The sequence below is a fragment of the Marivita hallyeonensis genome, assembly GCF_900129875.1.
Classification (GTDB): domain Bacteria; phylum Pseudomonadota; class Alphaproteobacteria; order Rhodobacterales; family Rhodobacteraceae; genus Marivita; species Marivita hallyeonensis.
The window spans coordinates 98,326-120,690 of the sequence record NZ_FQXC01000006.1; the positions used below are offsets into that span (position 1 = coordinate 98,326).

Sequence of the window (22,365 nt, forward strand, 5' to 3'; positions counted from 1 at the left end):
AACAGGGAGACTGTGAAGATGAACGGATTGAAGACATCGGCGCTGGCCATCGGGGTCGCGCTCGGCTGCGCCAGCTTCGGGACAGAGGCCGCGGCGCAGGACTGCACCACGAAAATTGGGGCGGTGCTGCCAACTTCGGTTGATTGGGGTAAGCCCATCGCGGCCACAGCGCAATACGCGGTGGATATCGCCAACGAGACTGGGGGTGTTGCGGGTTGCCAGATCGAGATGGTGCTGCGTGATACGCAGGTCGACCCGAAGGTGGGCGTCGACGCCGCGAAAGCTCTGGTTGATTTGGACGGAGTGCAATTGCTGTTGGGCGCGGTCTCCTCGGGCGTCTCCATGCCCATCCTCACCTCGGTCACCGTGCCTGCGGGCGTGATGCAGATGTCGTGCTGCTCGTCCTCGACCGCCTTCACGCGACTGGCCGAAGAGGGCAAAACAAATGGCCTGTTCTTCCGCACCTTCGCCACATCCGGTGTTCAGGCCGCAGTGGGCGCGATGGTGGCGCGTGACGCGGGCTACGAGTCGATCGCGGTCTTCTACAAGAACGATGACTGGGGTCAGGACATCGGCGGCTTGATCGCCAAGGACTTCGAAGCGCTGGGCATAGAGGTCACGGCACAGATCGCCATCAATGATGCACAGGCCTCTTACCGTGCGGAAGTCACCGAAGCGCTCAAGGGCAATCCCCAGGCGATCTATATGGCGCTTTACCCGGACGAGGGCACTCAGGTCGTGCGTGAGTGGATCTCGCTCGGCGGGACGCAGAACATGATCGCGGCCAACGCTTTGAAATCGGATGAGTTCAAGGAAAATGTCGGGATGGAATTCCTCGGGTCGTTCATTGGCACGGACACCGCATCGCCACGCACAGACTCCGCATCGGCCTTCGTTGACGCCTACACCGCGCGATTTGACGGCCCGCCAAGCGGCCCGGGTCTGCCCAATAGCTTTGACGCGACGATGATTGCGCTCTTGGCCATGCATGCGGCGGGCGAAGGCGCCACCGGCACCGATATTGCGGCCAAGGTGGGGGCCATCACCGATCCGAACGGTACACCGGTGACAGCGGATGCGACGGGCTTCGCGCAGGCGAAAGAGGTGCTCGATGGTGGTGGCACCGTGTCGTACCAAGGAGCGACGGGCAACGTGCAGTTCGACGCCAATGGCGACGTGTCCGCCCCTGCCGTGACCTGGGTCTTTGGTGCAGATGGCATCGAAGAGCAGAAATACATCTCGCTGACAGAAGTGAACGACTTCATGAATTCGCTTCAGTAACCCGATTTCGAATTGGCTTCGCCAATCCGATCAGCGGCGCGTCCTGTAAGGACGCGCCGTTTTTCATGGGGGCGCTGCCCCCAAACCCCCGAGGTATTTTTGAAACAGAGAAGACGAAAGCTGCACGTTTCTTGAGCGGCTTGTCCGGGACGGAAACAGCGGGATTTTGGCGCGTCTTGGCACCACTCTGCCGCATTCCATGACAGATCGACGAAATCCCGTGACAAATCCAGAATTTGTGGCACTATTCGCCCTCACCACATCTGGTGGACTTCTCCACAACTAATTGCGGTTATCCCCGAATTATCGCTTTACCCAAAGCGCGCGGTCCTGCAGCATATGTTGTAGGGGATGAGACAATGTCCGCAGCCCCTTGAGCAGGCACCGAGGGATTGAGGTCACAAGACCCCCCTTCGACAGGCAGAAGGAGACGGCGGTATGGCCCTGTCCGAGCAGTATCTTGAAGAAGACATTCACCCCATCGACATAGTTGAGCACATTGCCGAGCATCACGATTGGGATTTTGACCGCATCGCGGAAGATCAGATTGCAATGGCCGTCGAAGGCCAGTGGCGAACCTATTCCATCACGCTCGCATGGTCGCCCTACGACGAAACGCTTCGGTTGATCTGCACCTTCGATATGGAGCCGCCCGCAGAGCGGATGCCCGCGCTCTACGAAAGTCTGAACAGCGTAAATGACCAGTGTTGGGCCGGGGCCTTTACCTACTGGCAGGAGGCCAAGCTGATGGTCTATCGCTACGGTCTCGTGCTGGCCGGTGGCAATGTCGCCAGCGCGGACCAGATCGACACGATGATCAACTGCGCTGTCATGAGTGCGGAGCGGTACTATCCCGCTTTCCAACTGGTGGTGTGGGGCAATCGTGCGCCGAAAGACGCGCTTCAGGTCGCCATTGCAGAGGCTTACGGGCGCGCGTAACACTGACCCCCAACGCAAAAAGTTGGGGGGCGTATGCAGAATTCCGAAGTGGCTGAGCGCGGTCTGGTCCTGCTGGGCTGCGGAAAGATGGGATCGGCGATGCTTGAAGGCTGGTTGGCCGCAGGGCTGCCAGCGTCTTCGGTTTGGGTCATTGACCCGAACCCGTCAGATTGGGTGCAGGCACAGGGGGTTCATCTCAACGCCGATTTGCCAGAGAATCCGTCGATGGTGCTGGTCGCCGTAAAGCCGCAGATCATGCGGGACGCACTTCCGTCACTTGCGCCACTGGGGAACGGGACCACGACCTTCCTGTCTGTTGCCGCCGGCATCACCATCGCCACCTTCGAGGACATGCTGGGAGCCGACACCCCGGTGATCCGGTCGATCCCGAACACGCCTGCCGCCGTGAAGCAGGGCATCACTGCGCTCATTGGGAACAGCAAGGTCAGTGAAGACCAAATGCAGATGGCCGAGACGCTTCTTGCGGCTATCGGTCAGACCGTGCGGCTCGAGACCGAGGACCAGATGGACGCGGTCACGGGCCTGTCCGGATCAGGTCCGGCCTATGTGTTCCACATGATCGAATGCCTCGCGACCGCCGGGCAGGCCCAAGGCTTGGCACCGGTTCTGGCGATGACACTCGCCAAGGCCACGGTCGCCGGCTCAGGCGCTCTGGCGATGCAGGCCGAGGAGACCCCCGCGCAATTGCGGGTGAATGTCACCAGTCCCAACGGGACGACGCAAGCGGGTCTGGAAGTGCTGATGGATGAAGAGACCGGACTTCCACCATTGATGGCAAAAACCGTGGATGCGGCCACGAGGCGGTCAAGGGAACTGGCCAATGGCTGACATCAGTTTCGACGATTTCATGAAAGTCGACATCCGTGTCGGCACGGTGGTCAGATCGGAACCGTTCCCGGAAGCCCACAAACCGGCGTTGAAGCTTTGGGTCGACTACGGTGGAGAGATCGGGGTGAAGAAGTCGTCTGCCCAGATCACGGTGCACTATGACCCCGAGACATTGGTGGGCAAAAAGGTGATGGGTGTGGTCAATTTTCCGCCGCGCCAGATCGGCCCGTTCATGTCCGAGGCGCTGGTGCTTGGATTTCATGACGCCACGGACGCGATTGTGCTGGCTGTGCCGGACGGGGACGTCCCGAATGGAGCGCGCTTGTGCTGAAGCTTCTGATCACGAGAAACCTGCCGGATCGCGTCATTGCGAAGGCACGGGAGTACTTCGACGTCACCTATCGTGACAGGCCTCAGGTGATGACACCCGATGAGATGAGACACAGCTTGCAGGACCACGACGTCGTTCTGCCGACGCTCGGTGATCTCTATAGGGCGGAGATTTTTGATGCCGTACCCAACCCGCGCTGCAAGCTGCTGGCGAATTTCGGTGTTGGATACAACCACATTGATGTGAATGCGGCCCGCGCGGCCGGGATCGCGGTGACAAACACGCCCGGCGCGGTGACCGATGCGACGGCCGATATAGCGATTATGCTGATGCTGATGACGTGCCGCCGCGCCGGAGAAGGCGAACGGCTGGTCCGGGCCGGGGCGTGGGAGGGATGGCACCCGACCCAGCTTCTTGGTCTTCACCTGTCGGGAAAGACGCTCGGTGTCGTGGGCATGGGCCGTATAGGCCAGGCGATTGCCCACAGGGCACATTACGGTTTCGGCATGACAATCAAATATTATAACCGGTCGCAAAAGAAGATCGACGTTCCGTCGGAGCAGGTCGGTTTGCTCACCGATCTTGCGTCGCAAGTTGATGTGATGGTCACGGCTGTGCCGGGTGGCGCCGAGACGAAGCATTTGATCAATGCCGAAATCTTCGACGCGATGCAGTCTCACGCGCATTTCGTGAACATCGCGCGCGGAGACGTGGTGAAAGAAACTGATCTGATCGACGCTCTACAAACCGGGAAGATCGCTGGTGCGGGATTGGACGTCTACGAGTTTGAACCCAAGGTGCCTGATGCCCTGATCCGGATGGAAAACGTGACACTGCTGCCCCATCTGGGAACAGCAGCATTAGAAGTTCGAGAGAGCATGGGCATGATGGCCGTGGACAACGCGATTGCCTTTGCAAGAGGTAACGCGCTTCCGAACCCGGTTTAGACCTCTTTCGCGCCAAGCTTTGGCATCGGAGCATAGTCTGACGGCTTGCGGTCCGGCGACCAATCACGGTCGCGCGCCTTGATGCGTCGGGAGATCAGATACGCAACGGGCCAAGCCGCGACCCATCCGGTGATGGCGGCGCCGCCGATGACCCACCAGTTATAAAATCCAAGCGTGAACGCGGTGACAACAAGCGTCCCGGTGATAAATGCGCCGCTCAAAAGCGACAGGATCAAAGACAAGCGGTCCATCTGTGGCCTCCTTTTGGACGAAACGCGGGGTCGGACCGGAGAGTTCCGAAAACGTGCGCAGCGTTCCACTTGACCCTCGGCGGCGCTTGCAGTCTGGTCTCGGCGTCAGAAGGAAGCCCGCCATGATCCAGCCCGCCATCACCGGAAGCGGTGTGTTCACACCGGACAACATCATCACCAATGACGAATTGGTGGCGGCGTTCAATGCGTATGCGGATCGCGTGAATGCCGAAAACGCCAACGCTATTGCCGTGGGCGAGATGGAGGCGGTGCCGCATTCCAGTTCAGAGTTTATCGTGTCCGCTTCGGGGATCGAGCAGCGCTACGTGATGGACAAGGAGGGCGTGCTTGACCCGGCGCGCATGTTCCCTCGTCTAGACCCGCGACCCGATGATGCGCCGTCAATCATGGCCGAGATGGCCGTCGATGCGATCACGAAGGCTTTGGCGCAGGCCGGGCGAGACGCATCCGAAGTCGATCTGGTGATCTGCGCGGCGTCTAATCACGAAAGGGCTTATCCCGCGATTGCCGTCGAGATCCAGTCACTCATCGGGGCCGGAGGATTTGCCTTCGACATGAATGTGGCCTGTTCTTCGGCCACATTCGGCATTCAGGCGGCGGCGGACATGGTGCGGTCAGGTTCCGTGCGGTGCGCCGTGGTGGTCAACCCGGAGATCTGTTCTGCGCATCTCGAATGGCGTGACCGGGATTGCCACTTCATTTTCGGAGACGTCGCAACGGCGGTGGTGATCGAACCTGACGCAAACGCCAAGGGTGCGCATTTCACCATCCACGGCACGCGCTGCGCCACCGAGTTTTCAAACAACATCCGTAACAACAACGGTTTCTTGCGCCGCACGCGCGATCAAATGGAAGATCGCCGTGACATGCAATTCATGCAGAACGGGCGGAAGGTATTCAAAGAAGTGCTTCCGATGGTGTCGGCGCATATTCTTGGGCATTTGTCGGACGAGGGGTGGGACGCAGATAGCCTGAAGCGCCTCTGGTTGCATCAGGCGAACAACACGATGAACGATTTCATCGGCAAAAAGGTATTGGGCCGGACGCCCGAACCGGGCGAGCAACCGAATATCCTTCAGGATTATGCCAACACGTCTTCCGCCGGATCGATCATCGCATTCTCCAAATACTCGGACGACATGAAACCGGGTGATCGGGGCGTGATCTGTTCCTTTGGCGCGGGGTACTCGGTCGGATCTGTCTTGATTGAACGCACCGGATAACGCCCGCAGTGTTCACCTGACGCGGTCGAATTCCGCGAGCAGGCGCGACAGGAACACATCCTCCGACAGACTTTCGGGCAGTCCGGTGTGTGCAGACAGATCAATCTGCCGTGGCTCTCCAAGATCGCTCAGGAAAGCGTTCAATGCGCCAATGGCCCCGTCTGTCGGCGGCTCCATCAGCATAAGCGCATGGGCCAGAACGGCATACCGCGTCTTGTCCGTCTTGCAAGGACGGAACCGCATGGCAGTCCCTGCGAATTTCAGCCCGTTCCATTGCACATTATGCGCCCCGTCGCAAAAGGCTCCGGGTTGCCAGCCACGCGTTGCACCGTCCCCCAAGGCATTCTCGATAGGGCGGCACAGACGGTCATATTCCCTGTCAAGATCGAACTTCTCTTTTGAAGGGCGGGCATAGACATGGGTGACATTGACGATACCCGGACCTTGCGGTGTCACATCGCCGCCTGTGCTGCGCAACGCGACGGGCCAGCCGTTTTCAGTCAACGATTGTGCCACAGCACCATAGGCCGGAAGTCGCGATAGCTTGCGCGGTGCGATCAGGCATTGCGGCGACCGCCACAGCCAAACGACCCGTTTGTCCGGGTTTTCCGACACGTCCGCCAACAGTGTTGCTTCCCGCGCCATTGCCGCATCGGCGTCCAAAAATTCGACTTCAGGCGACGTCATGCGCCCACGGCAGCGCGCCAGTGCTTGCGACAAAGGCTGACATAGGTCTCGTTCCCTCCGATTTGCACCTGCGCACCTTCGGTCAGCACGTTGCCCTCACCGTCCTGCCGCACGACCATCGTTGCCTTGCGTCCGCAATGGCAAATCGTGCGCACCTCGCGCAGCGAATCCGCGAGCGCAAGCAGGGTTGCAGAACCGGGAAAAAGCTCGCCCCGGAAGTCCACTCGCAATCCATAAGCCATGACGGGCACACCCAGATCATCCGCAACCCGCGCAAGTTGCCAGACCTGATCGGGTGTCAGGAACTGTGCCTCGTCTACAAAGATGCAGGCAAGATCCCTCTCGGTGAGAACGCCCGCGATCCGCGCAAACAGATCATCGTTTGGTGAAAACGTGTCTGCTTCGCGCGCAAATCCGATGCGCGAACCGATCTTCCCCGCACCGGCGCGGTCATCGAACGAGGCGATCATCCGGTACACCTGCATCCCGCGCTCTTCATAGTTATGCGCGGCCTGCAAGAGCAGCGTCGACTTCCCTGCGTTCATCGTCGAGTAGTTGAAGTAGAGCTTTGCCATGCCAGCGGTTTGCCGCAAGCCAACTGCGCGCGCAAGGGCAGGCAAAAGGGGGATGCGCAGTCGCCGTAATCCGTGAGTGGTGACTTGCATGGCTCACCGTAAATGCCATGCGGTTGCGACAGGTGCGCATCCCAGGTTCGGGCCAAGCCCGTGTGCCTTCACGCCCGACAATTTCGGGTCTGGTGCCGGTGTGCCATTGCGCTACGATGAAGGGCAGGGGAAAGAAGCCGCGACGTTCCCACTTGCGGGAACACATGAAGGGTAAAGGTGATGCCAACGTTTGGTCCGTATCTAAAGAAACACACGGAATTGCTGGTCAAGGACGTCGGCATCGAAAAGGCCTGCAAGTTGACGGGCAAGTCGAAAGCGACCCTGGGCCGGTACTATGCCGATCATGAAGAACACGCGGAACGCTTCATGCCCGTCGATGCGGTGGCGGCTCTGGAACAGGAATCCAGCTATCCGCATGTCACGTCGGCCCTGGCCGAACTTGGTGGCATCACGCTCAGCTTCGATGAACGCCGCGGCAATGTCGACAAGAAGGGCGGCGTCAATTCCGATGTCGTCGCACTGAGCCAGCGGTTTGCGATGCTGATGGCGGAATACCACCAATCCATCGAAGACGGCGTCATCAGCGCCAACGAAGCCCGGCGCCTGCTGCGCGAAACATTGGCACTCCAGCAGGTGCTGGTCGATATGAAGCTGCATCTGGAAGATGAAACAGTTTGAAGGTGTCATCTCGGATCGCGGTTCGAAATACGCGGTCAGCGGCGGCCCCGCAGCGGATCGCGACGCCGTGGCGGCATTTCTGAAAGAGCTGAAGCGCGGCAAGAAATATGCCAAGGCCACTCACAACACCTGGGCGGTGGTGTTCTCGGACGGCACGCCTCTCAAGAATGACGACGGCGAGGGCGGCGCAGGCCAGATCATCTTGCAAATGCTCGAACGCGAAGGTCTGACCGACCACGTGATCGTCGTCACACGCTGGTACGGCGGCAAGCACTTGGGTGGCGACCGGTTTCGCCACGTGCAGGACTGCGTGCGGCATTATCTGGATCACACCTGAGGAGACCACGCGTGGAGTTTTTCAGACGGCTCAAGCTGCGCATCATCTGGTCCTGGGAGGGCTGCGTGTCCACCTGGCGGACCGAACCCAGCTTTCGCAGCTGGGTCTGGGCCAACCTTGTGTCCGCCATCCTCGCATTCGCTCTGCCTCTGTCGCCCGTGGAACGGGCCCTGATCCTTGCCTTGGGGATTCTGGTTCTGGCGGCTGAGCTGCTCAACACCGCCCTTGAGGACGCCATCGACTACATTTCGACCGATCAACACCCGCTCGCCAAACGCGCCAAGGATGCCGGCAGCGCAGGCGTCGCCGTGACCTCGATCGCCGCCGGCGTGGCCTGGGTGATTATCCTGATTGGCTGACGCGCCGTGCCTTGCGGCGCAGATGCCAGCGATAGATGACGGGCGCAAGGACATGGTCATACACCACTGACGCCACCTGCGTGATCCCCGGCAACCCCACCACCCGCGCCAACCAGCGATAGCGCGGCATTTCGCGCCAAAGAACCAGAAACGCGGGAATGCCGCTGCTCAGATCACCATCGCGCAGCACGTAGAGTCGCCGCGCCGCCGTGTCCTCGTCAATCCCCCAGGCGGCACGTGCCGGTCCGTTCAGATCGTCGAACTGAATCGGAAGATCGTGCTTTTGCGCGTAAGCCGCGTAGTGGTTGATCTCGAACGAACAGACGGGACAGTCGTCGTTGAAAAGGACTCTGGTGTGAGATGTTTGGGCCATGTCGCTGAAGTATTATCGAGATGCCGATTGGCAAGGTTCAGCCTGTCGCAGGTCCGAACTTGGACGACGGGCGACGTACCTTTATCTTTGAACCGTGCATCAAGATTCGCGAGTGCATATGCTTTCCAGAATTTTGGTTGTCACTGCTCTTTACGCTACGCCGGTTGCGGCCGAACCGCTGTTCCCAAACTCCGTAGTGTCAAACAGCATCGACTTTATCCGCGGCGACGATCCTTCTGCCTTTCACTGCCTTGCCTACACCGGCGTGATCCGCGCCGAGATGCCGGACAAACGCAGCGATGTGCTTTTTGTAGATGACGTCTTCGCTTATCTCGCGCGCTTCCGAGACGGAACAGACGTCCCGATCTGGATACACCCAGATATCGGGTCCGAGGCAGCCGCGCGCGACATTGCCCGGCCTGCCGTCGAGGCGCTGGGCAAACTACCGACGGCGATGCGCGGTCGCTTGAATCATGTGGTCATTCATTCAGGCAACGAGACGGCCTTTGCAGAAGACGAGGGGCGGTTTTTCGTGCTATATTCCGAAAACATCAAAACGCGCTTGCGCGACAATGACCTTGAAGAAACCGTGTTCCACGAAAGCGTGCACGCCACCTTGGATGTGCCGTTTCTGCGCGACGCTGCGTGGTTGGCAGCGCAGGCGGCAGACGGGGCGTTTATCACGGAATATGCCGCGCGTCATCCCGCCAAGGAGGACTTCGCCGAATCCGCACTGTTTGCGTGGGCACTCTTGCAGCATCCGGGCCGCTTGCCGCTGAGTTTCGAAACACGTGTCCGTACGATCATGCCCAACCGGTTGGCGTTCTTCGAGACGCTGCTTAACGATGGTCCGGTGTTCACGAGGACCGATCTGCGCCCCGACTGCTGATCGCGCGGCACGTTTCCGTCGACGGAAAGGACCTGAAGCGTCGATGCATCAGGCGCGCACCCCCCAGAGGTCGTATTCGCCCGCCTCGTCGACCTCGACCGACACGATGTCGCCAACGGACAAACCATCCGTGCCTTCGTCGATGAACAGATTCCCGTCGATCTCGGGCGCGTCCGCCTTTGTGCGGCAGGTAGCTACCCCGTCTTCGTCGATCTCATCGATGATGACATGCATCCGTTGCCCGACCTTTCCCGCCAACTTTGCTTCGGAGATCTCTTGCGCCTTTGCCATGAAGCGGTCCCAGCGGTCCTGCTTCACGTCCTCCGGCACGTGATCCGGCAACGCATTCGACCGCGCGCCGTCGACATTTTCGTACTGGAAGCATCCGACACGGTCGAGTTGCGCCTCGTCGAGCCAGTCAAGCAGCGTCTGGAATTCTGCCTCGGTCTCACCGGGATACCCGACGATGAAGGTCGAACGCAGGGTGATGTCAGGGCAAGTCTCTCGCCATGCCGCGATCTCATCCAAGGTGCGCGCGGCGGCGGCGGGGCGGGCCATGCGCTTCAGCGTGTCGGGATGGGCATGCTGAAACGGAATGTCGAGATAGGGCAGCACGAGACCCTCGGCCATCAGTGGCACGAGTTCACGCACATGCGGGTAGGGGTAGACGTAATGCAAGCGTACCCATGCGCCCAATGACCCAAGATCGCGTGCGAGAGACAGGATCGGGAACTTCTCCTCCCGGTCTTTCCAGTCGGTGCCATAGGCCGACGTGTCCTGCGAGATCACCAGCAATTCGCGGACGCCGTTCTCCACCAGCTTTTCAGCCTCGCGCATCACTGCCTTGGCCGGGCGCGAGGTCAGCAGACCGCGCATGTCGGGGATGATGCAGAAATTGCACTTGTGGTTGCAGCCTTCGGAGATTTTCAGATAGCTGTAATGGCGCGGTGTCAGCTTCACGCCGGATGCAGGCAGCAAGTCCACAAATGGGTCCGGGTCGGGCGGTACAGCGGCGTGGACAGCGTCGAGGACCTGCTCGTATTGATGCGGCCCCGTGACGGCCAACACCTTGGGATGGGCGCCAGTGATGTATTCGGGTTCGGCCCCAAGACAGCCTGTGACGATCACCCGCCCATTCTCCGTCAATGCTTCGCCGATGGCGTCGAGGCTCTCGGCCTTTGCGCTGTCCAGGAATCCGCAGGTGTTCACGATGACCGCGTCGGCGCCCGCGTAATCCGGTGAAATGCCGTAGCCTTCGGCCCGGAGCCGGGTCAGGATTCGCTCTGAGTCCACCAGCGCCTTGGGGCAACCAAGCGAAACCATGCCGATTGTTGGCTGACCGGCGCGTGTGTCAGCGGTGATCCGGGCGGAAGGCGCAAGATCAGGCCGGAGGGAAGGGGGGTTCTGGGACATGCGCGGCATATAGAGTTTAACAGAGGCGCAGGGAAGGGCTTGCGCGCGCGCCTCAGAGCATCAACACTCGGATCAGTCCGTCGAAAGTCAAACCGATCAGCACCGCGACCCTTTCCCGCAACCTGACCCTCCTGCCGTGGATGAAGTTCACGCAGAACCTGCTGTTCTGGCAGGCCACGTGGTTTCTGTTCCTGCAAGACACGCTATCGGCCTCGGAGGCCGTTCTGCTTTACGCGATTTACGACATTGGCGTGACTGTGTTCGAAGTGCCCTCGGGCTATATGTCCGACCGTATCGGACGGCGGATCACGCTTCTTACGTCCGGCGTGGCGGGATTGGCCGCGATGGTCTGCTTCGCGACAGGAGACAGCTTTGCCGCCTTTGCGCTGGCGCAGGTGCTGCTTGGTATCTCGATTGCCTTTGCCTCAGGCACCGACAGTTCGCTGCTTTTCGAAACGCTGGCCGCCGAGGGTCGCGAGGATGAGGTCGAAGTCTTTGAGCTGCGCCTTTGGCGCTTCACCTTCGCTGCATTGATGGTATCCGCCGTCACTGGCGGATTGATGGCCCGCGCGCTGCCGGTATTGCCCTTCATTCTCAGCGGCGTTGCATTCCTCGCGATGCTTTTCCTCGCCGCCCGCCTGCGTGATGGACCACATACGGTGACCGAGAGCAACACGGTGCCGTTCACCACAGCCATCGCCGCAGCGTTTCGCAAGCCGGTTCTGCTCTGGCTCTTTGGTTTGAGCGTCGTCATGTACGGCTTCTCTCACGTGCCTTTCGTCTTCGGTCAGCCCTTCATCCTGCGCGCTTTGGACACTGTTGGCCTGTCAGGGGAGGCGCCGTTGGTTTCGGGCATCGTCACCAGCATCATGATGGCGGTGTCGGTCGCGGCATCCTTCGCGGCACCGCAAATCCGGGAACGAATTGGGTTGGCCGCGATCTTGCTTTTGGCCTTTGCCTTGCAGATCACGCTATGCGTCGTTCTCGCGTTCAACCAAAGCTTGCTGGCCATTGCCATACTGTTCCTGCGCATGGTGCCCGACAGCCTGTCGCGCCCGTTCATTCTGGCCACCACGCAGCCGCTTCTGTCCGATGGTGTGCGCGCCACGTACCTTTCGATCCAGAGTTTCGTCGGGCGCATCGCCTTTGCCGGAAGCCTCTGGCTGGCCTCCCGCAATGTGAGCGATGTGGGCGAGATGCCGGTCGCCGACCTGGGTCGGGTTCTTGCCGCGTATGCGGTGGTCGGGGCGGCAATCTGGGCCGTTCTCTGGATCACTGCGCGACGGGTCAATCTCGAGGTTCGTCGAAAGGGCACCGCATGATCCTGCACTGTGTCTTCTGCACCTTCCGGCCTGATGTGCCGTCAGAGAAAAGACGTCAAATCCTGTCAGACCTCGCCGCGTTCAGCCGAACGCTCAATGGAGTGCTTGGTTTTGATCACGGTCCCAACCGCGATTTCGAAGGGAAGTCCCCGCAGGTGACAGATGGCTTTGTGATCCGGTTCTCGGAGACAGCTGATTTGTCCGCGTATGCAGAACACCCGACGCACAAAGCGCTGGGACAAAGGCTGTGTGACCTTTGCGTCGGCGGTGCGGACGGGATCATGGTCGTCGATCTGGAATGTGACGGCGCAGCGTGATCCATCCGATCCTTCCACGCGGTATAACGGTTCGAACAATTCTTCTGGGGTGAAGCCGAAACATGGAAATCCGGAAATCGCCACAAGGCCGTTACGCAGACCTTGTCCGTTTGTTCGAAGACACGTTCACGGCGTCCGAAGGCCCGGACGAAGGCACGCTCATTGGTGGCTTGGCAAATGCGCTGCTTGAAGAAACCTCAGCCGATGACATCCGCGTCTTTGTCGCCCAGGACACGAGGACGCTGATGGGCTGCGCCATCTTCACACGCATCCACTACCCGGAAGACGCACGCACGGTTTTCATCTTGTCCCCCATGGCCGTTGCGACAGAATTCCAAGGCCAAGGCGTCGGAACGACCCTGTTGACCGAAGCCCTTAAATCCCTGCGCAATGAAGGGGTCGATGTCGCGATCACCTATGGCGATCCCGCCTACTATGCGCGGGTCGGTTTCGAGCCGATCTCAGAAGATGTTGCGAAAGCACCTGCGCCCCTCAGGATGCCGCAAGGCTGGATCGCTCAGTCACTGAGCGACGACGCGCTGTCACCACTGAAAGGCGCACCGGTCTGCGTATCCGCCCTGGACCGGCCTGACATTTGGTGAGGATCGCGTTGCACTGTCACGAAGAAAAAAGGGACGGTCGAACCGTCCCTTCATTTTGCTTCCTCAACAGGTCGGTCATCCGACCTGGAACGGAAAAGTGTTTACCGACGCCGGTCGCGGCGCGAGCTCATCGGTTGGAACGCGACGCCGACATGGGCCTCGCAATACGGCTTGCCCTGTTGAACAGGGAGGCCGCAGAACCAGAAATTCTCCGTCGCCGGGTCACCCACGGGCCACTTGCACGTGCGTTCCGTCAGTTCCATGAGCGACAGCTTCTTCGCCTTTTTCTCGACCGCGTTCACCTTGGCGAGCGCTTCGGGGCTGATTTCGTTCGCCGACGGCTGCGGCGGCAGGGGTTGTCCGGCTGGAATGATCTGCTTGCGCGGGCTGGGCGGCGGCGTGGCCGATTTCGTTTCCATCACAACCTCGGGCTTTGCCGGTTTGGACGGGGCCGACTTTGGCGCGGCCTTTGGTTTTGCTTCGGCCTTGGCAGGTTTCGTATCAGCTTTGGCGGCGCCACCGGCACCAGCGCGGTTCGACAGACCCAGACGATGCACCTTGCCGATCACCGCGTTGCGCGTGACGCCACCCAATTCCTTGGCGATCTGGCTCGCGGACTGGCCCTCGCCCCACATCTTCTTCAGCAATTCAACGCGTTCATCGGTCCAGGACATCTCGGCCCTCCATCAAAAAGAGCGGCCGTTTGCGTTGGCCGCCCGTAAGCTCTAAGTCGTCCTTTATTCTAATCATGCGCGGACGAGATACAACCCGCGCAGAGACAGGAGAGTGCAGCAATGCAGGCTGAGGGGCAATCAATCACGCATGAGCGTCGCTTTGGACGCGTGAACTGGCTGGGCCTTTACACGCTGGCCCAACGCGAAATCCAGCGGTTCCTGAACGTCTGGACCCAGACGCTTCTTGCTCCTCTGGTCACCGCCGGGCTGTTTCTTGTCATTTTCACCATCGCGATTGGTTCTCGGCGCGGCGATGTCATGGGTGTGGATTTCACGACCTTTCTCGCTCCGGGTATCCTGATGATGACCGTGATCCAGAACGCCTTTGCCAACACGTCGTCTTCAATCGTCATCTCAAAGGTGCAGGGCAACATCGTCGACACGCTGATGCCGCCGCTCTCGGCGGGAGAGCTGGTGCTGGGCTATCTGGCCGGTGGCATCGCGCGGGGGCTCTTTGTTGCTGTGGCGATTGCCGTTGCGCTTTGGCTGTTTCTTGACATCGTCCCACAGCATCCGCTGACCGCGCTTTTCTTCGTTATCATCGGCGCGGCGCTTTTGTCGGGGATCGGCATGGTTGCGGGCGTGTTTGCCGAGAAGTTCGATCAGATGGCCGCGATCACCAACTTCATCGTCACGCCGCTCGCTTTCCTCTCCGGTACGTTCTACTCGGTCGAGGCATTGCCACCGCTTCTGAACGACATCACCCACCTCAACCCGATCTTCTACCTGATTGACGGCGTGCGTTGGGGGATGATCGGTGTGTCAGACAGCAGCCCGCTGCTTGGTGCCACGGTGGCCGTGGTAGCAACCGTGGCCGTCAATCTCGTCGCGTGGCAATTCTTCCGAACAGGATACCGCCTGAAAGCCTAGGCCGCTTTCAACCGCCCTTCGCGCCACATCAGCAAGCCCGCCCCGCACAGGATGATCAACGTGCCGATGGTCGACACGCTGTCCGGCCGTACGCCAAACACGATGAAGTCGTACAGCGCCGCAAAGATCAGCGTGGCATAGAAAAAGGGTCCGACAAAACTGGCGTCGGCACGGGCGATGGCATTGATGAAACAGGCCTGTGCTGCGGCCATCAGGAAGCCAATTCCCGCCAGCGCGACCCATTGCTGTGGCGTCGGCGCAATCCACACCCAAAGCGCCGCGATTGACGCAATTCCGACGCCAATGACGTTGTTGGTAAGCAGGATCTGCATCGGACCTTCACGCCCGGTCAGTCGCTTGATCACGATGATCTCGAACCCAAGCGCAATCGCCGCGCCAAGGGCCAGCAAAGCCGCCGGTTGGAAGGCTTCCGGTGTCGGGCGCAAGAGAATCAACGCACCCGCCAACGCAATCGCCGCCGCACCAAGTCGGACCGGTCCGACACGTTCCTTGAGCAGGGGAATGGCCAGCAACATGCCAATGACGGGATTGAGAAAACTGATCGCCGTGGCGTCCGACAGCGGAATGAATGCAGCCGCCGCGAACATGAGCGTGACGCCTCCCCAGCCGCAAAAGACGCGCAGGGTATGGGTTTTCCAGGCGATTTCGGTGAATTGAAGGCGAAGGGCCAAGGCTGCTGTCGCAAAGGCCAGAAGCGCGAAGATGAACCGCCCTTGGCTGATCTGAAAGGGATGGAGCGCTGGGCCCAACGCGTCCGTGCCGAGCATCTTGGCCAGAAGCGTCGTTCCCGCGACGAAGCCGGAGGCCAGAAGGGTCAAACAGGCGGCAAGAACCGGATTTTGGGCGCGGGGAACGAACATGCCGCTCCAATGCGCGGCTTTTGACTAGCTGGCAATCATTGGTTTTGTGTCGGCACAATTTGTTGAACGACACCCACACCGATCAGGTAGACGGATGTTGCGATCAAACCCCAATGCGCCCAGCTTTCGGGGTGAAAATCGACCCACGCCGCCCAGCCCGCGAAAAATGTCCAGGCCAGCGCAACGGGCAACGAGATATTCCGCCAGCGTTCTGTGCGTACGGGGTGTATGAACTTCAGCGGCAGGAACATCGCGATGGCAAGAATCGCCACCAGCGCAAGCGACACCCAGAAATTCGGCTCGATCGCAAAGAGCACGAGAACCACCATGTTCCAGCAGCCCGGAAAGCCGTGGAACGAGTTGTCGTCGGTCTTCATCCGCGTATCGGCGAAATACATCGCACTGGCAAAGGTGATGATGATGATCGCGAACCACCCCGTCCAACCTGGAAGCAGCCCGGACTGGAAGAGCGCGAATGCCGGAATGAAGACGTAGGTCAGATAGTCGATGATCAGGTCAAGCAGCACCCCATCGAAACGCGGCGCGTTGGCCTTTACGTGGTACTTTCGCGCCAGTGGCCCGTCGATGCCATCCACCGCGAAAGCGACGACCAGCCAGAGAAACATGATCGACCATTTTTCCTGCGCGGCGGCCAGTAGGGCCAACATTGCAAAAACCGCCCCTGAGGCGGTCAGCAAATGAACAAACAGGGCACGGGACTGGTCGGTCATTGGGCGGTTGTGACCGAATTGCGAAATGGGCGCAATCGGAGGGCGATCAATTTCCCAAAGCCGCACTGGGTGCGTTGCGTCTGCGCACAAGCGATGGGCGCAGCGTCAATGCACTGCGCTGATTGCGTTGGCAAAACTCAAAGCCTCTCAGGACAGGCGGATGTCAAAAAATGTGGAGGCAGGGCTCGGCGTCTCTTGTAGAACGCGCAAAGCGTTGGTCGCAGGATCAGCAGTACCGTCCAGTTCTAGGTCATAGTGCAAGCCACGATGGATCGTCTGGCCGTCGCGCAGCGCGCTTCCATCGGCGCGATCATCTCGCTCTGCTTCGCGTCGCGTCAGCACGTCTACCGGTGTCTGGAGGCCCACAAACAGGACGCTATGACCGGCAAGAAGCCTCTGCAGTTCGGTATGCCAGCCTTCGGTGTCGAGGATATGCTCGATGATGAGATCGAAGCCTGCGGCGGCAAAGGTGGCGAATGTCTGATGTAGAGCTTTGAACGCGGTCGCGCGGCGCGCGGGCCAGTCGGCATAGGCACCAGGCAGAAGCGCACCACTGTCCCGAAACATGTCGAACGACAGGTGAGCCCAAGGTTCGTGAGAGACCTCCCGGATTGCCCGCGCTAACGTGGACTTTCCGCTGCTTGACGCACCATGCAGAAACAGAATGCGGCTCATGCGACGAGGCGCTCACCGTCATTGCCCGTGATCGTTGTGGGAACAATCTCTCCAACCGGCTGCGGTGTGCTGAACCGTACCTCGGTAAACTGCTCGGTCCGGCCCATGTCAGGCGCTTCCATGAGAACACTATGCGCGCGTCCGGTCTGCGCGGCCAGATGCTGTCTCACCGCTTGCGCACCGGCATCACGCAGCCGCGCGGCGCGGTCCTTGATCGCGCGCCCGTCCACCTGCGGCATCCGCGCCGCGGGCGTGCCTTGGCGGGGCGAGTAGGGGAAGACGTGCAACCATGTCAGATGGCATTCACGCACGAGCCTGAGCGAATTCTCGAAATGCGTTTCGGTCTCGGTTGGGAACCCGGCAATGATATCCGCACCAAATGTCATCTCGGGCCGCAATCGGCGCGCCTCTTCGGCAAAGCGGATCGCATCATCGCGCAAATGCCGCCGCTTCATGCGCTTGAGGATGAGGTCATCGCCATGCTGCAGGCTGAGGTGCAGATGCGGCATCAGACGCGGTTCGGTTGCGATGGCCTGCATGAGGTTCTCGTCGACCTCGATCGAGTCGATGGAACTGATCCGAAGGCGGGGCAGGTCCGGCACGAGCTTGAGGATGCGCATGACAAGATCGCCCAGCTTCGGTTGTGCCGGCAGGTCCGCACCCCAGCTTGTCAGGTCTACTCCCGTAAGGACGACCTCGTTGAAGCCCTTGTCCACCAAACGCTTGATCTGATCCACGATCACGCCCGCAGGCACCGACCGCGAATTACCGCGGCCGTAGGGGATGATGCAAAACGTGCAGCGATGGTCGCAGCCGTTCTGGACCTGCACATAGGCGCGGGACCGGGTACCGAAGCCATCGATGAGGTGCTGCGCGGTCTCGGTCACCGACATGATGTCGTTGACCTGCACAGCTTCAGTCTGGCCGATGAAATCCGCGGCAAGCCCGGTCCAGGTGTCGGGTGTCATCTTCTCGGTATTGCCGATGACCGCATCCACCTCGTCCATCCGGGCAAAAGTCTCCGGCTCCGTCTGCGCGGCACAACCGGTGACGATCACCTTCGCGTCCGGGTTCTCGCGCCTCAGCTTGCGGATCTCCTGCCGTGCCTTGCGCACTGCTTCCGCCGTCACGGCGCATGTGTTGACGACAACGGCGTTGCTCAAACCCGCCTGCGCAGCCAGGTCCTTCATCGCCTCGGTCTCATAGGCATTCAGACGACAGCCGAGCGTGGTGAATTTCGGCGCACTCATCGCAACGCCTCCAACCAGTCCGATATAAGCACGCCGCTGAACACATGCGCCGTCGGTCCCGTCATCCAGACGCCATCGTCGCGCCAGTCGATGTCTATTCGCCCACCATCAAGGTCGATGGTCACACTGCGCCCGGTCAAGCCGCGCCGCGCCGCCGCCACGGCAGTGGCGCAGGACGACGAGCCGGAGGCCAAGGTGACGCCCACACCCCGTTCCCACACACGCATTCGCAGATGGTTTTCGCCAACCACGGTTGCGAATTGAACATTTGTACGTTCGGGATAAAGCGGGTGATGTTCGATCTCAGCACCGCGCGTTGCAAGGTCTACCGCTTCCGCGTCGTTCACGAAAAACGTGCAATGTGGGTTGCCCATACCCGTCGCCGTCGGAGCGCCGTCGATAGGGAGTTCCAACGTGTCCATCGCGCGCGCCAAAGGCACGTCTCGCCAGTCAAGCTGCGGTTGACCCATGTTCACAGCTGTCAAACCGTTGCCCCTGTCCTGCGCTGCCAAAACACCGCGCTCTGTGCGCAGAGTCACCTCGGATGCGCCGGACTCCGCCATCAGATGTCGCGCGATACAGCGGGTGGCATTACCGCACGCGCCAGCGGTCGAGCCATCGGAATTGTAAAACACTAGCGCGGCATCGGCGCCGTTTTCATCCCTTTCGATCACCGCCAACTGATCGAATCCCACGCCGCGATGCCGGTCGCCCAGAGCCGTTGCCAGTGCGGCCGTCATAACAACCGGTTCGACACGCGCATCCACCACGACAAAATCATTGCCGAGCCCGTGCATCTTCATGAAGGCTATACCGGTTGCGCGCTGGTCCATCATCCGCGCGCATATACGCCTCTTCGAATTGTCTTTCCAGTACACGCCTCGACACGCAGCGCGTAATTCCCTGACGACACGTCCCATTATGGCATTTGGGGGGTTGACCCTTACTCGCCCACTTTCTAAGTACGCCGCCAGTGGGCCGTTAGCTCAGTTGGTAGAGCAACTGACTTTTAATCAGTGGGTCGTAGGTTCGAATCCTACACGGCTCACCACTGATCATCAAATTTCCTTTCCCTGCTTGGGGTTGGTGGCAGAATTGACGAACCTCTTGGGAAGGTTCGCCAAATTGCGCTCGCCATTCAGGCGGGCGACCAGTTCCTCAATCGCGGAATCGGCCATGCCTTCGCGGCCTGCGGCCTCGGTGTAGCGCTGCACGAGGGCCAGCGTTTTGTGGCCTGTGACCGCGCCGATCTCGTGCGCGGTTGCTCCGGCCTCGGCCAGACGTCGCGCGCAAGCCTTGCGCAGCCCGTGGGCGGAACACTGAGGCAGCCCGGCCTCTTCGGTCCAACGTCGCATGAGATTGCCCAGACCACCGGCAGAGCGCATCGTGCCTTTCTGGGTTGCCAGAAAGGGCCGGTCTTTCGGCAACTTGTCCAGAACCTCCGCCAGGTCCGGGTGGATCGGCACGGACACCAGAACACCGCCAGACCGTTGCGTCTTCTGCCGCCGATACTCGATCTTGCCGCTCCGGACATTCTTCGGCCCAAGCTTGACCGCATCGACACGCGCCGCGCCAGTGTAGAGCATCAGCGTCACCGCCGTATGCGCCAGCGTGCCGGGCTTGTGGACCTTGAAGAACTGCGCCAGCTCGTCTTCGTCCCACGTATGGAAGCCATCCCCGCCCACCCGGAAAGGCTTCGTTGCTCGTGCCGGGTTGTCGCCGCGCCAGTCCAGTGTGATCGCGAAATCCATCAACTGGATCAGCCGCTTGCGCAGGTTGTTTGCTGCGGTGGGTGTCTCGGCCTTCTCTGCGGGGATCGACTGCACATGCCGCCGCTGCATCAATCGCACCGGCTTGTCGCCATGTTCCTCCCGGAACTTCTCGACGATCCCGCGATAGACCTTCTGCGTGCTGGGAGAGAGATCGAGGAACTCGGGCGAGCGATACCATAGCGCCACAAGCTGACTGACACTGTAGGGCTTGGTCCGGTCTGCCCCGATCAGCCCGCGCGTCTTATGCCCATTTACGGCATCCTCATACCGTCGAACGAAATCCTCCGATCCGTAATCGCTCCCCAACTCCGCCGAAAACCCACCCTTCCGGAACCGCCAACGCCGCTTCCCGTGCCGGTCGAAATAAGCCGTCGCGCCGGGAAACTGCTTGCGGCGTTTCACGGGCGATCCCACGGGTTGTTGACCTCATCGGTCTGCTTCTCGGTGCTGTAGATCACGACCTTGCCGTCGCGGCTGATCTCGGACCGTACGACCGGAATGCCCGCGTCCCTGTACGCCTTGAGGTATCGTGTCAATTCGCTCTGCGTCAGCGTCGCGCGGGGCATGGCCATAGGGTGTCCTTCACTCGATCAATTCGCGCCAGAGGCCGCACCGGGCCTCTCGCTCACGGCTGCTTTCACTGTGAATTTTTCAACGTATCGCTCCCAAGCGCCCTGCGGGATCTTGGGATTGCGGCGGCCTGGTGCGGTGAAGATGTGATCCAACATATCTTCGCGGATCAGGTAGCGCACGTTGGACACGGGAATGCCCACGCGCTCGGCCAGTTCCTTGGGGGTTTCAAGCAGCTTTCCCACGCTTCGCCTCCTGTCGTCGTTGCTCACGAACTGAAGCGAAAGAAATCGTTTTGAGTCCAAAATGAAACAAAACTACGCTGAAACTGCATGAATCAAGCGTGTCGCCATCGTTCGTATCTATTTTTGATACAAATGACTACGAATGAGGTCAACACAAATACAAACGAAAGTTGAACATGGCTGTTTCTGGCCTTGGGCATCGCCTTGCGGCAGTACGAAATATGGCTCGCCTCTCCCAAGAGGAGATGTCGCAGGCGCTTGGCATCAGTCGAAGCGCCTATCAGAACTACGAACGTGGCCAGCGCGATCTGACGGCTCAGTTGCTTCTGGAAGTCTACGAGAAGTTCGACGTCGATCCTCTGTGGATGCTCGAAGGAGACTCCGAAGACGGAAAGAATCGCAGGCACGAAGAGATAGCGACCGCGTACCGCAAGATTGGGATCGCTGTTGAACGGCGCATCATGGATCGAGGTCTGAGCGTGACGCCCGAAAAGAAATGGGACGCCATCGATTTCCTGTTCGATGAAGTCCTGAACACCGATGCATTGTCCGGCGAGAGCGGCCCACCGGATACAACAAGAATTGACAGTGTTTTGAGGCTTGTAAGCTGATGCTGAGAGAAGAATTTCCCGACGACGTGTTGAAACTTCGACCGCGCAAGCTGCGGCTCGGTCGTGACGCTGAACGTCTACTGAATGACGTCTGCGGCACCGACGGCGAACGCAGCAAATCTGCGCACAAAAGTCGCCTGCGCCCGGATGTCGACAGCATCAATGCGATCCGGTGTGCCGATTGCGGCGAGGTCGAATACATCGCCCGCGATTATTGTCGGTGCGGGCACTACCTCGCGGGGCAGGTGATTGACGAATTCCTGGCGTGGGAGCGAGGATTGGTTGAAACGCGTGATCGCTTGGCCGCTGCCGCCGAGCGAAAGATGAAGCCGGTGCGTTGGGTCGGTGCAAGCGGTATCCCCTTCATCATCTGGCCCCTGCTTCACAGCGTTTTCAGCGCTGGAAGCACGCCCCTCACCATCTGGCTCTGGCTGATCCCCGGTTTCGCCATCATGGGTCTCTGCGCTTTGGTCGAAACTTGGATCACCTCCGCGCGTGACGCGAGTGCCCATGCGGTGGAAAACGCCACTTTCGAGCAATTCTTGTCCGAACGCGTTCCAGTCCCGAGTCACTGATTTCAC

At 60.1% G+C, this 22,365-nt stretch carries 31 protein-coding genes and 1 tRNA gene; 18 read left to right on the forward strand and 14 right to left on the reverse strand.

Going from position 1 to position 22,365, the window contains the following annotated elements:
* Positions 1-18: 18 nt before the first annotated feature.
* The 5 genes from BUA42_RS18290 to BUA42_RS18310 all read left to right on the forward strand — a co-directional run bounded on the left by BUA42_RS18290 (position 19) and on the right by BUA42_RS18310 (position 4,347).
* Positions 19-1,281, forward strand: coding sequence for an ABC transporter substrate-binding protein (locus BUA42_RS18290; protein ID WP_072779782.1), 1,263 nt, complete (start codon positions 19-21; stop codon positions 1,279-1,281).
* Between the two features lie 438 nt (positions 1,282-1,719).
* Positions 1,720-2,220: a type III secretion system chaperone family protein gene (locus tag BUA42_RS18295; RefSeq protein WP_072779783.1), complete on the forward strand. Its 501-nt coding sequence runs from the start codon at positions 1,720-1,722 to the stop codon at positions 2,218-2,220.
* Positions 2,221-2,253: 33 nt separating this feature from the next.
* Complete coding sequence (proC, locus tag BUA42_RS18300) at positions 2,254-3,069, forward strand: pyrroline-5-carboxylate reductase (RefSeq protein ID WP_072779784.1); 816 nt, start codon at positions 2,254-2,256, stop codon at positions 3,067-3,069.
* Positions 3,062-3,400, forward strand: a complete 339-nt coding sequence (locus BUA42_RS18305) for a tRNA-binding protein (RefSeq protein ID WP_072779785.1) — start codon at positions 3,062-3,064, stop codon at positions 3,398-3,400. Before proC ends, BUA42_RS18305 begins: the two co-directional genes overlap by 8 nt.
* The gene (locus BUA42_RS18310; protein ID WP_072779786.1) at positions 3,394-4,347 is read left to right on the forward strand and encodes a 2-hydroxyacid dehydrogenase; all 954 of its coding nucleotides are present in this window, start codon (positions 3,394-3,396) and stop codon (positions 4,345-4,347) included. Before BUA42_RS18305 ends, BUA42_RS18310 begins: the two co-directional genes overlap by 7 nt.
* Here the strand turns inward: BUA42_RS18310 and BUA42_RS18315 are convergent.
* The gene (locus tag BUA42_RS18315; RefSeq protein WP_072779787.1) at positions 4,344-4,598 is read right to left on the reverse strand and encodes a hypothetical protein; all 255 of its coding nucleotides are present in this window, start codon (positions 4,596-4,598) and stop codon (positions 4,344-4,346) included. The genes BUA42_RS18310 and BUA42_RS18315 overlap by 4 nt on opposite strands.
* A gap of 122 nt (positions 4,599-4,720) precedes the next feature.
* On the opposite strand from BUA42_RS18315, the gene BUA42_RS18320 reads away from it, so the two are divergent.
* Complete coding sequence (locus BUA42_RS18320) at positions 4,721-5,842, forward strand: beta-ketoacyl-ACP synthase III (RefSeq protein WP_072779788.1); 1,122 nt, start codon at positions 4,721-4,723, stop codon at positions 5,840-5,842.
* A gap of 12 nt (positions 5,843-5,854) precedes the next feature.
* Here BUA42_RS18320 and BUA42_RS18325 read toward each other — a convergent pair whose 3' ends face one another.
* Together BUA42_RS18325 and BUA42_RS18330 are read right to left on the reverse strand one after the other, a co-directional pair.
* Positions 5,855-6,529: a lipoyl protein ligase domain-containing protein gene (locus BUA42_RS18325; protein WP_072779789.1), complete on the reverse strand. Its 675-nt coding sequence runs from the start codon at positions 6,527-6,529 to the stop codon at positions 5,855-5,857.
* Positions 6,526-7,104, reverse strand: coding sequence for a thymidine kinase (locus tag BUA42_RS18330; RefSeq protein ID WP_072779790.1), 579 nt, complete (start codon positions 7,102-7,104; stop codon positions 6,526-6,528). Before BUA42_RS18330 ends, BUA42_RS18325 begins: the two co-directional genes overlap by 4 nt.
* An 88-nt stretch (positions 7,105-7,192) precedes the next feature.
* Between BUA42_RS18330 and BUA42_RS21245 the strand changes: the two genes are divergently transcribed.
* From BUA42_RS21245 to BUA42_RS18345, 4 genes are read left to right on the forward strand one after another with little or no spacing between them, the layout of a single operon-like run.
* Positions 7,193-7,369 (forward strand): hypothetical protein, encoded by a 177-nt coding sequence (locus tag BUA42_RS21245; protein ID WP_178346930.1) that lies wholly within the window; start codon positions 7,193-7,195, stop codon positions 7,367-7,369.
* Between the two features lie 5 nt (positions 7,370-7,374).
* Entirely contained in the window at positions 7,375-7,833 is a 459-nt protein-coding gene (locus BUA42_RS18335; RefSeq protein WP_072779791.1) for a phage regulatory CII family protein, read from the forward strand.
* On the forward strand, positions 7,820-8,170 hold the full coding sequence (locus BUA42_RS18340; RefSeq protein ID WP_072779792.1) for a YigZ family protein: 351 nt from the start codon (positions 7,820-7,822) through the stop codon (positions 8,168-8,170). Before BUA42_RS18335 ends, BUA42_RS18340 begins: the two co-directional genes overlap by 14 nt.
* Positions 8,171-8,181: 11 nt before the next feature.
* Entirely contained in the window at positions 8,182-8,529 is a 348-nt protein-coding gene (locus tag BUA42_RS18345) for a diacylglycerol kinase (RefSeq protein WP_072779793.1), read from the forward strand.
* Here the strand turns inward: BUA42_RS18345 and BUA42_RS18350 are convergent.
* On the reverse strand, positions 8,513-8,902 hold the full coding sequence (locus BUA42_RS18350) for a thiol-disulfide oxidoreductase DCC family protein (RefSeq protein WP_072779794.1): 390 nt from the start codon (positions 8,900-8,902) through the stop codon (positions 8,513-8,515). The genes BUA42_RS18345 and BUA42_RS18350 overlap by 17 nt on opposite strands.
* Positions 8,903-9,098: 196 nt before the next feature.
* On the opposite strand from BUA42_RS18350, the gene BUA42_RS18355 reads away from it, so the two are divergent.
* A complete protein-coding gene (locus BUA42_RS18355; RefSeq protein WP_072779795.1) occupies positions 9,099-9,791 on the forward strand; it encodes a hypothetical protein in 693 nt (230 codons plus the stop codon).
* 48 nt (positions 9,792-9,839) lie between these two features.
* Here BUA42_RS18355 and rimO read toward each other — a convergent pair whose 3' ends face one another.
* A complete protein-coding gene (gene rimO, locus BUA42_RS18360; RefSeq protein WP_178346931.1) occupies positions 9,840-11,213 on the reverse strand; it encodes a 30S ribosomal protein S12 methylthiotransferase RimO in 1,374 nt (457 codons plus the stop codon).
* Positions 11,214-11,344: 131 nt separating this feature from the next.
* On the opposite strand from rimO, the gene BUA42_RS18365 reads away from it, so the two are divergent.
* The 3 genes from BUA42_RS18365 (at position 11,345) to BUA42_RS18375 (ending at position 13,445) form a co-directional block, all read left to right on the forward strand.
* Positions 11,345-12,526, forward strand: a complete 1,182-nt coding sequence (locus tag BUA42_RS18365; protein ID WP_072779796.1) for an MFS transporter — start codon at positions 11,345-11,347, stop codon at positions 12,524-12,526.
* Positions 12,523-12,843, forward strand: a complete 321-nt coding sequence (locus BUA42_RS18370) for a Dabb family protein (RefSeq protein ID WP_072779797.1) — start codon at positions 12,523-12,525, stop codon at positions 12,841-12,843. Before BUA42_RS18365 ends, BUA42_RS18370 begins: the two co-directional genes overlap by 4 nt.
* A gap of 62 nt (positions 12,844-12,905) precedes the next feature.
* Complete coding sequence (locus BUA42_RS18375) at positions 12,906-13,445, forward strand: GNAT family N-acetyltransferase (RefSeq protein ID WP_072779798.1); 540 nt, start codon at positions 12,906-12,908, stop codon at positions 13,443-13,445.
* A 101-nt stretch (positions 13,446-13,546) separates the two neighbouring features.
* Here BUA42_RS18375 and BUA42_RS18380 read toward each other — a convergent pair whose 3' ends face one another.
* The gene (locus tag BUA42_RS18380; protein ID WP_072779799.1) at positions 13,547-14,119 is read right to left on the reverse strand and encodes a GcrA family cell cycle regulator; all 573 of its coding nucleotides are present in this window, start codon (positions 14,117-14,119) and stop codon (positions 13,547-13,549) included.
* Positions 14,120-14,239: 120 nt separating this feature from the next.
* Between BUA42_RS18380 and BUA42_RS18385 the strand changes: the two genes are divergently transcribed.
* Entirely contained in the window at positions 14,240-15,049 is an 810-nt protein-coding gene (locus tag BUA42_RS18385; protein WP_072779800.1) for an ABC transporter permease, read from the forward strand.
* Here BUA42_RS18385 and BUA42_RS18390 read toward each other — a convergent pair.
* The 5 genes from BUA42_RS18390 to dapF form a co-directional block, all read right to left on the reverse strand.
* Positions 15,046-15,930, reverse strand: a complete 885-nt coding sequence (locus tag BUA42_RS18390; protein WP_072779801.1) for a DMT family transporter — start codon at positions 15,928-15,930, stop codon at positions 15,046-15,048. The genes BUA42_RS18385 and BUA42_RS18390 overlap by 4 nt on opposite strands.
* A gap of 35 nt (positions 15,931-15,965) precedes the next feature.
* Complete coding sequence (locus BUA42_RS18395) at positions 15,966-16,661, reverse strand: CDP-alcohol phosphatidyltransferase family protein (RefSeq protein WP_072779831.1); 696 nt, start codon at positions 16,659-16,661, stop codon at positions 15,966-15,968.
* Between the two features lie 147 nt (positions 16,662-16,808).
* On the reverse strand, positions 16,809-17,336 hold the full coding sequence (locus tag BUA42_RS18400; protein WP_072779802.1) for a chloramphenicol phosphotransferase CPT family protein: 528 nt from the start codon (positions 17,334-17,336) through the stop codon (positions 16,809-16,811).
* Entirely contained in the window at positions 17,333-18,586 is a 1,254-nt protein-coding gene (gene mtaB, locus BUA42_RS18405; protein ID WP_072779803.1) for a tRNA (N(6)-L-threonylcarbamoyladenosine(37)-C(2))-methylthiotransferase MtaB, read from the reverse strand. The genes BUA42_RS18400 and mtaB overlap by 4 nt, the downstream gene beginning before the upstream one ends.
* The gene (dapF, locus tag BUA42_RS18410) at positions 18,583-19,419 is read right to left on the reverse strand and encodes a diaminopimelate epimerase (protein WP_072779832.1); all 837 of its coding nucleotides are present in this window, start codon (positions 19,417-19,419) and stop codon (positions 18,583-18,585) included. The genes mtaB and dapF overlap by 4 nt, the downstream gene beginning before the upstream one ends.
* A gap of 142 nt (positions 19,420-19,561) precedes the next feature.
* Between dapF and BUA42_RS18415 the strand changes: the two genes are divergently transcribed.
* Positions 19,562-19,637 (forward strand) — tRNA-Lys (locus BUA42_RS18415).
* A 7-nt stretch (positions 19,638-19,644) separates the two neighbouring features.
* On the opposite strand, the gene BUA42_RS18420 is transcribed toward BUA42_RS18415, so the two are convergent.
* From BUA42_RS18420 to BUA42_RS18425, 3 genes are read right to left on the reverse strand one after another with little or no spacing between them, the layout of a single operon-like run.
* Entirely contained in the window at positions 19,645-20,760 is a 1,116-nt protein-coding gene (locus BUA42_RS18420; protein ID WP_072779804.1) for a site-specific integrase, read from the reverse strand.
* Positions 20,757-20,930 (reverse strand): hypothetical protein, encoded by a 174-nt coding sequence (locus BUA42_RS21250; RefSeq protein ID WP_155846068.1) that lies wholly within the window; start codon positions 20,928-20,930, stop codon positions 20,757-20,759. Before BUA42_RS21250 ends, BUA42_RS18420 begins: the two co-directional genes overlap by 4 nt.
* 18 nt (positions 20,931-20,948) lie before the next feature.
* Entirely contained in the window at positions 20,949-21,173 is a 225-nt protein-coding gene (locus BUA42_RS18425; protein WP_065335011.1) for a hypothetical protein, read from the reverse strand.
* A 176-nt stretch (positions 21,174-21,349) separates the two neighbouring features.
* Here BUA42_RS18425 and BUA42_RS18430 point away from each other — a divergent pair, with 176 nt between their 5' ends.
* Both BUA42_RS18430 and BUA42_RS18435 read left to right on the forward strand, forming a co-directional pair.
* A complete protein-coding gene (locus tag BUA42_RS18430) occupies positions 21,350-21,784 on the forward strand; it encodes a helix-turn-helix domain-containing protein (RefSeq protein WP_084066297.1) in 435 nt (144 codons plus the stop codon).
* Positions 21,784-22,359 carry a hypothetical protein gene (locus BUA42_RS18435; RefSeq protein WP_072779806.1) on the forward strand — a complete coding sequence of 192 codons (576 nt, stop codon included), beginning with the start codon at positions 21,784-21,786 and terminating at the stop codon, positions 22,357-22,359. The genes BUA42_RS18430 and BUA42_RS18435 overlap by 1 nt, the downstream gene beginning before the upstream one ends.
* Positions 22,360-22,365: the final 6 nt, after the last annotated feature.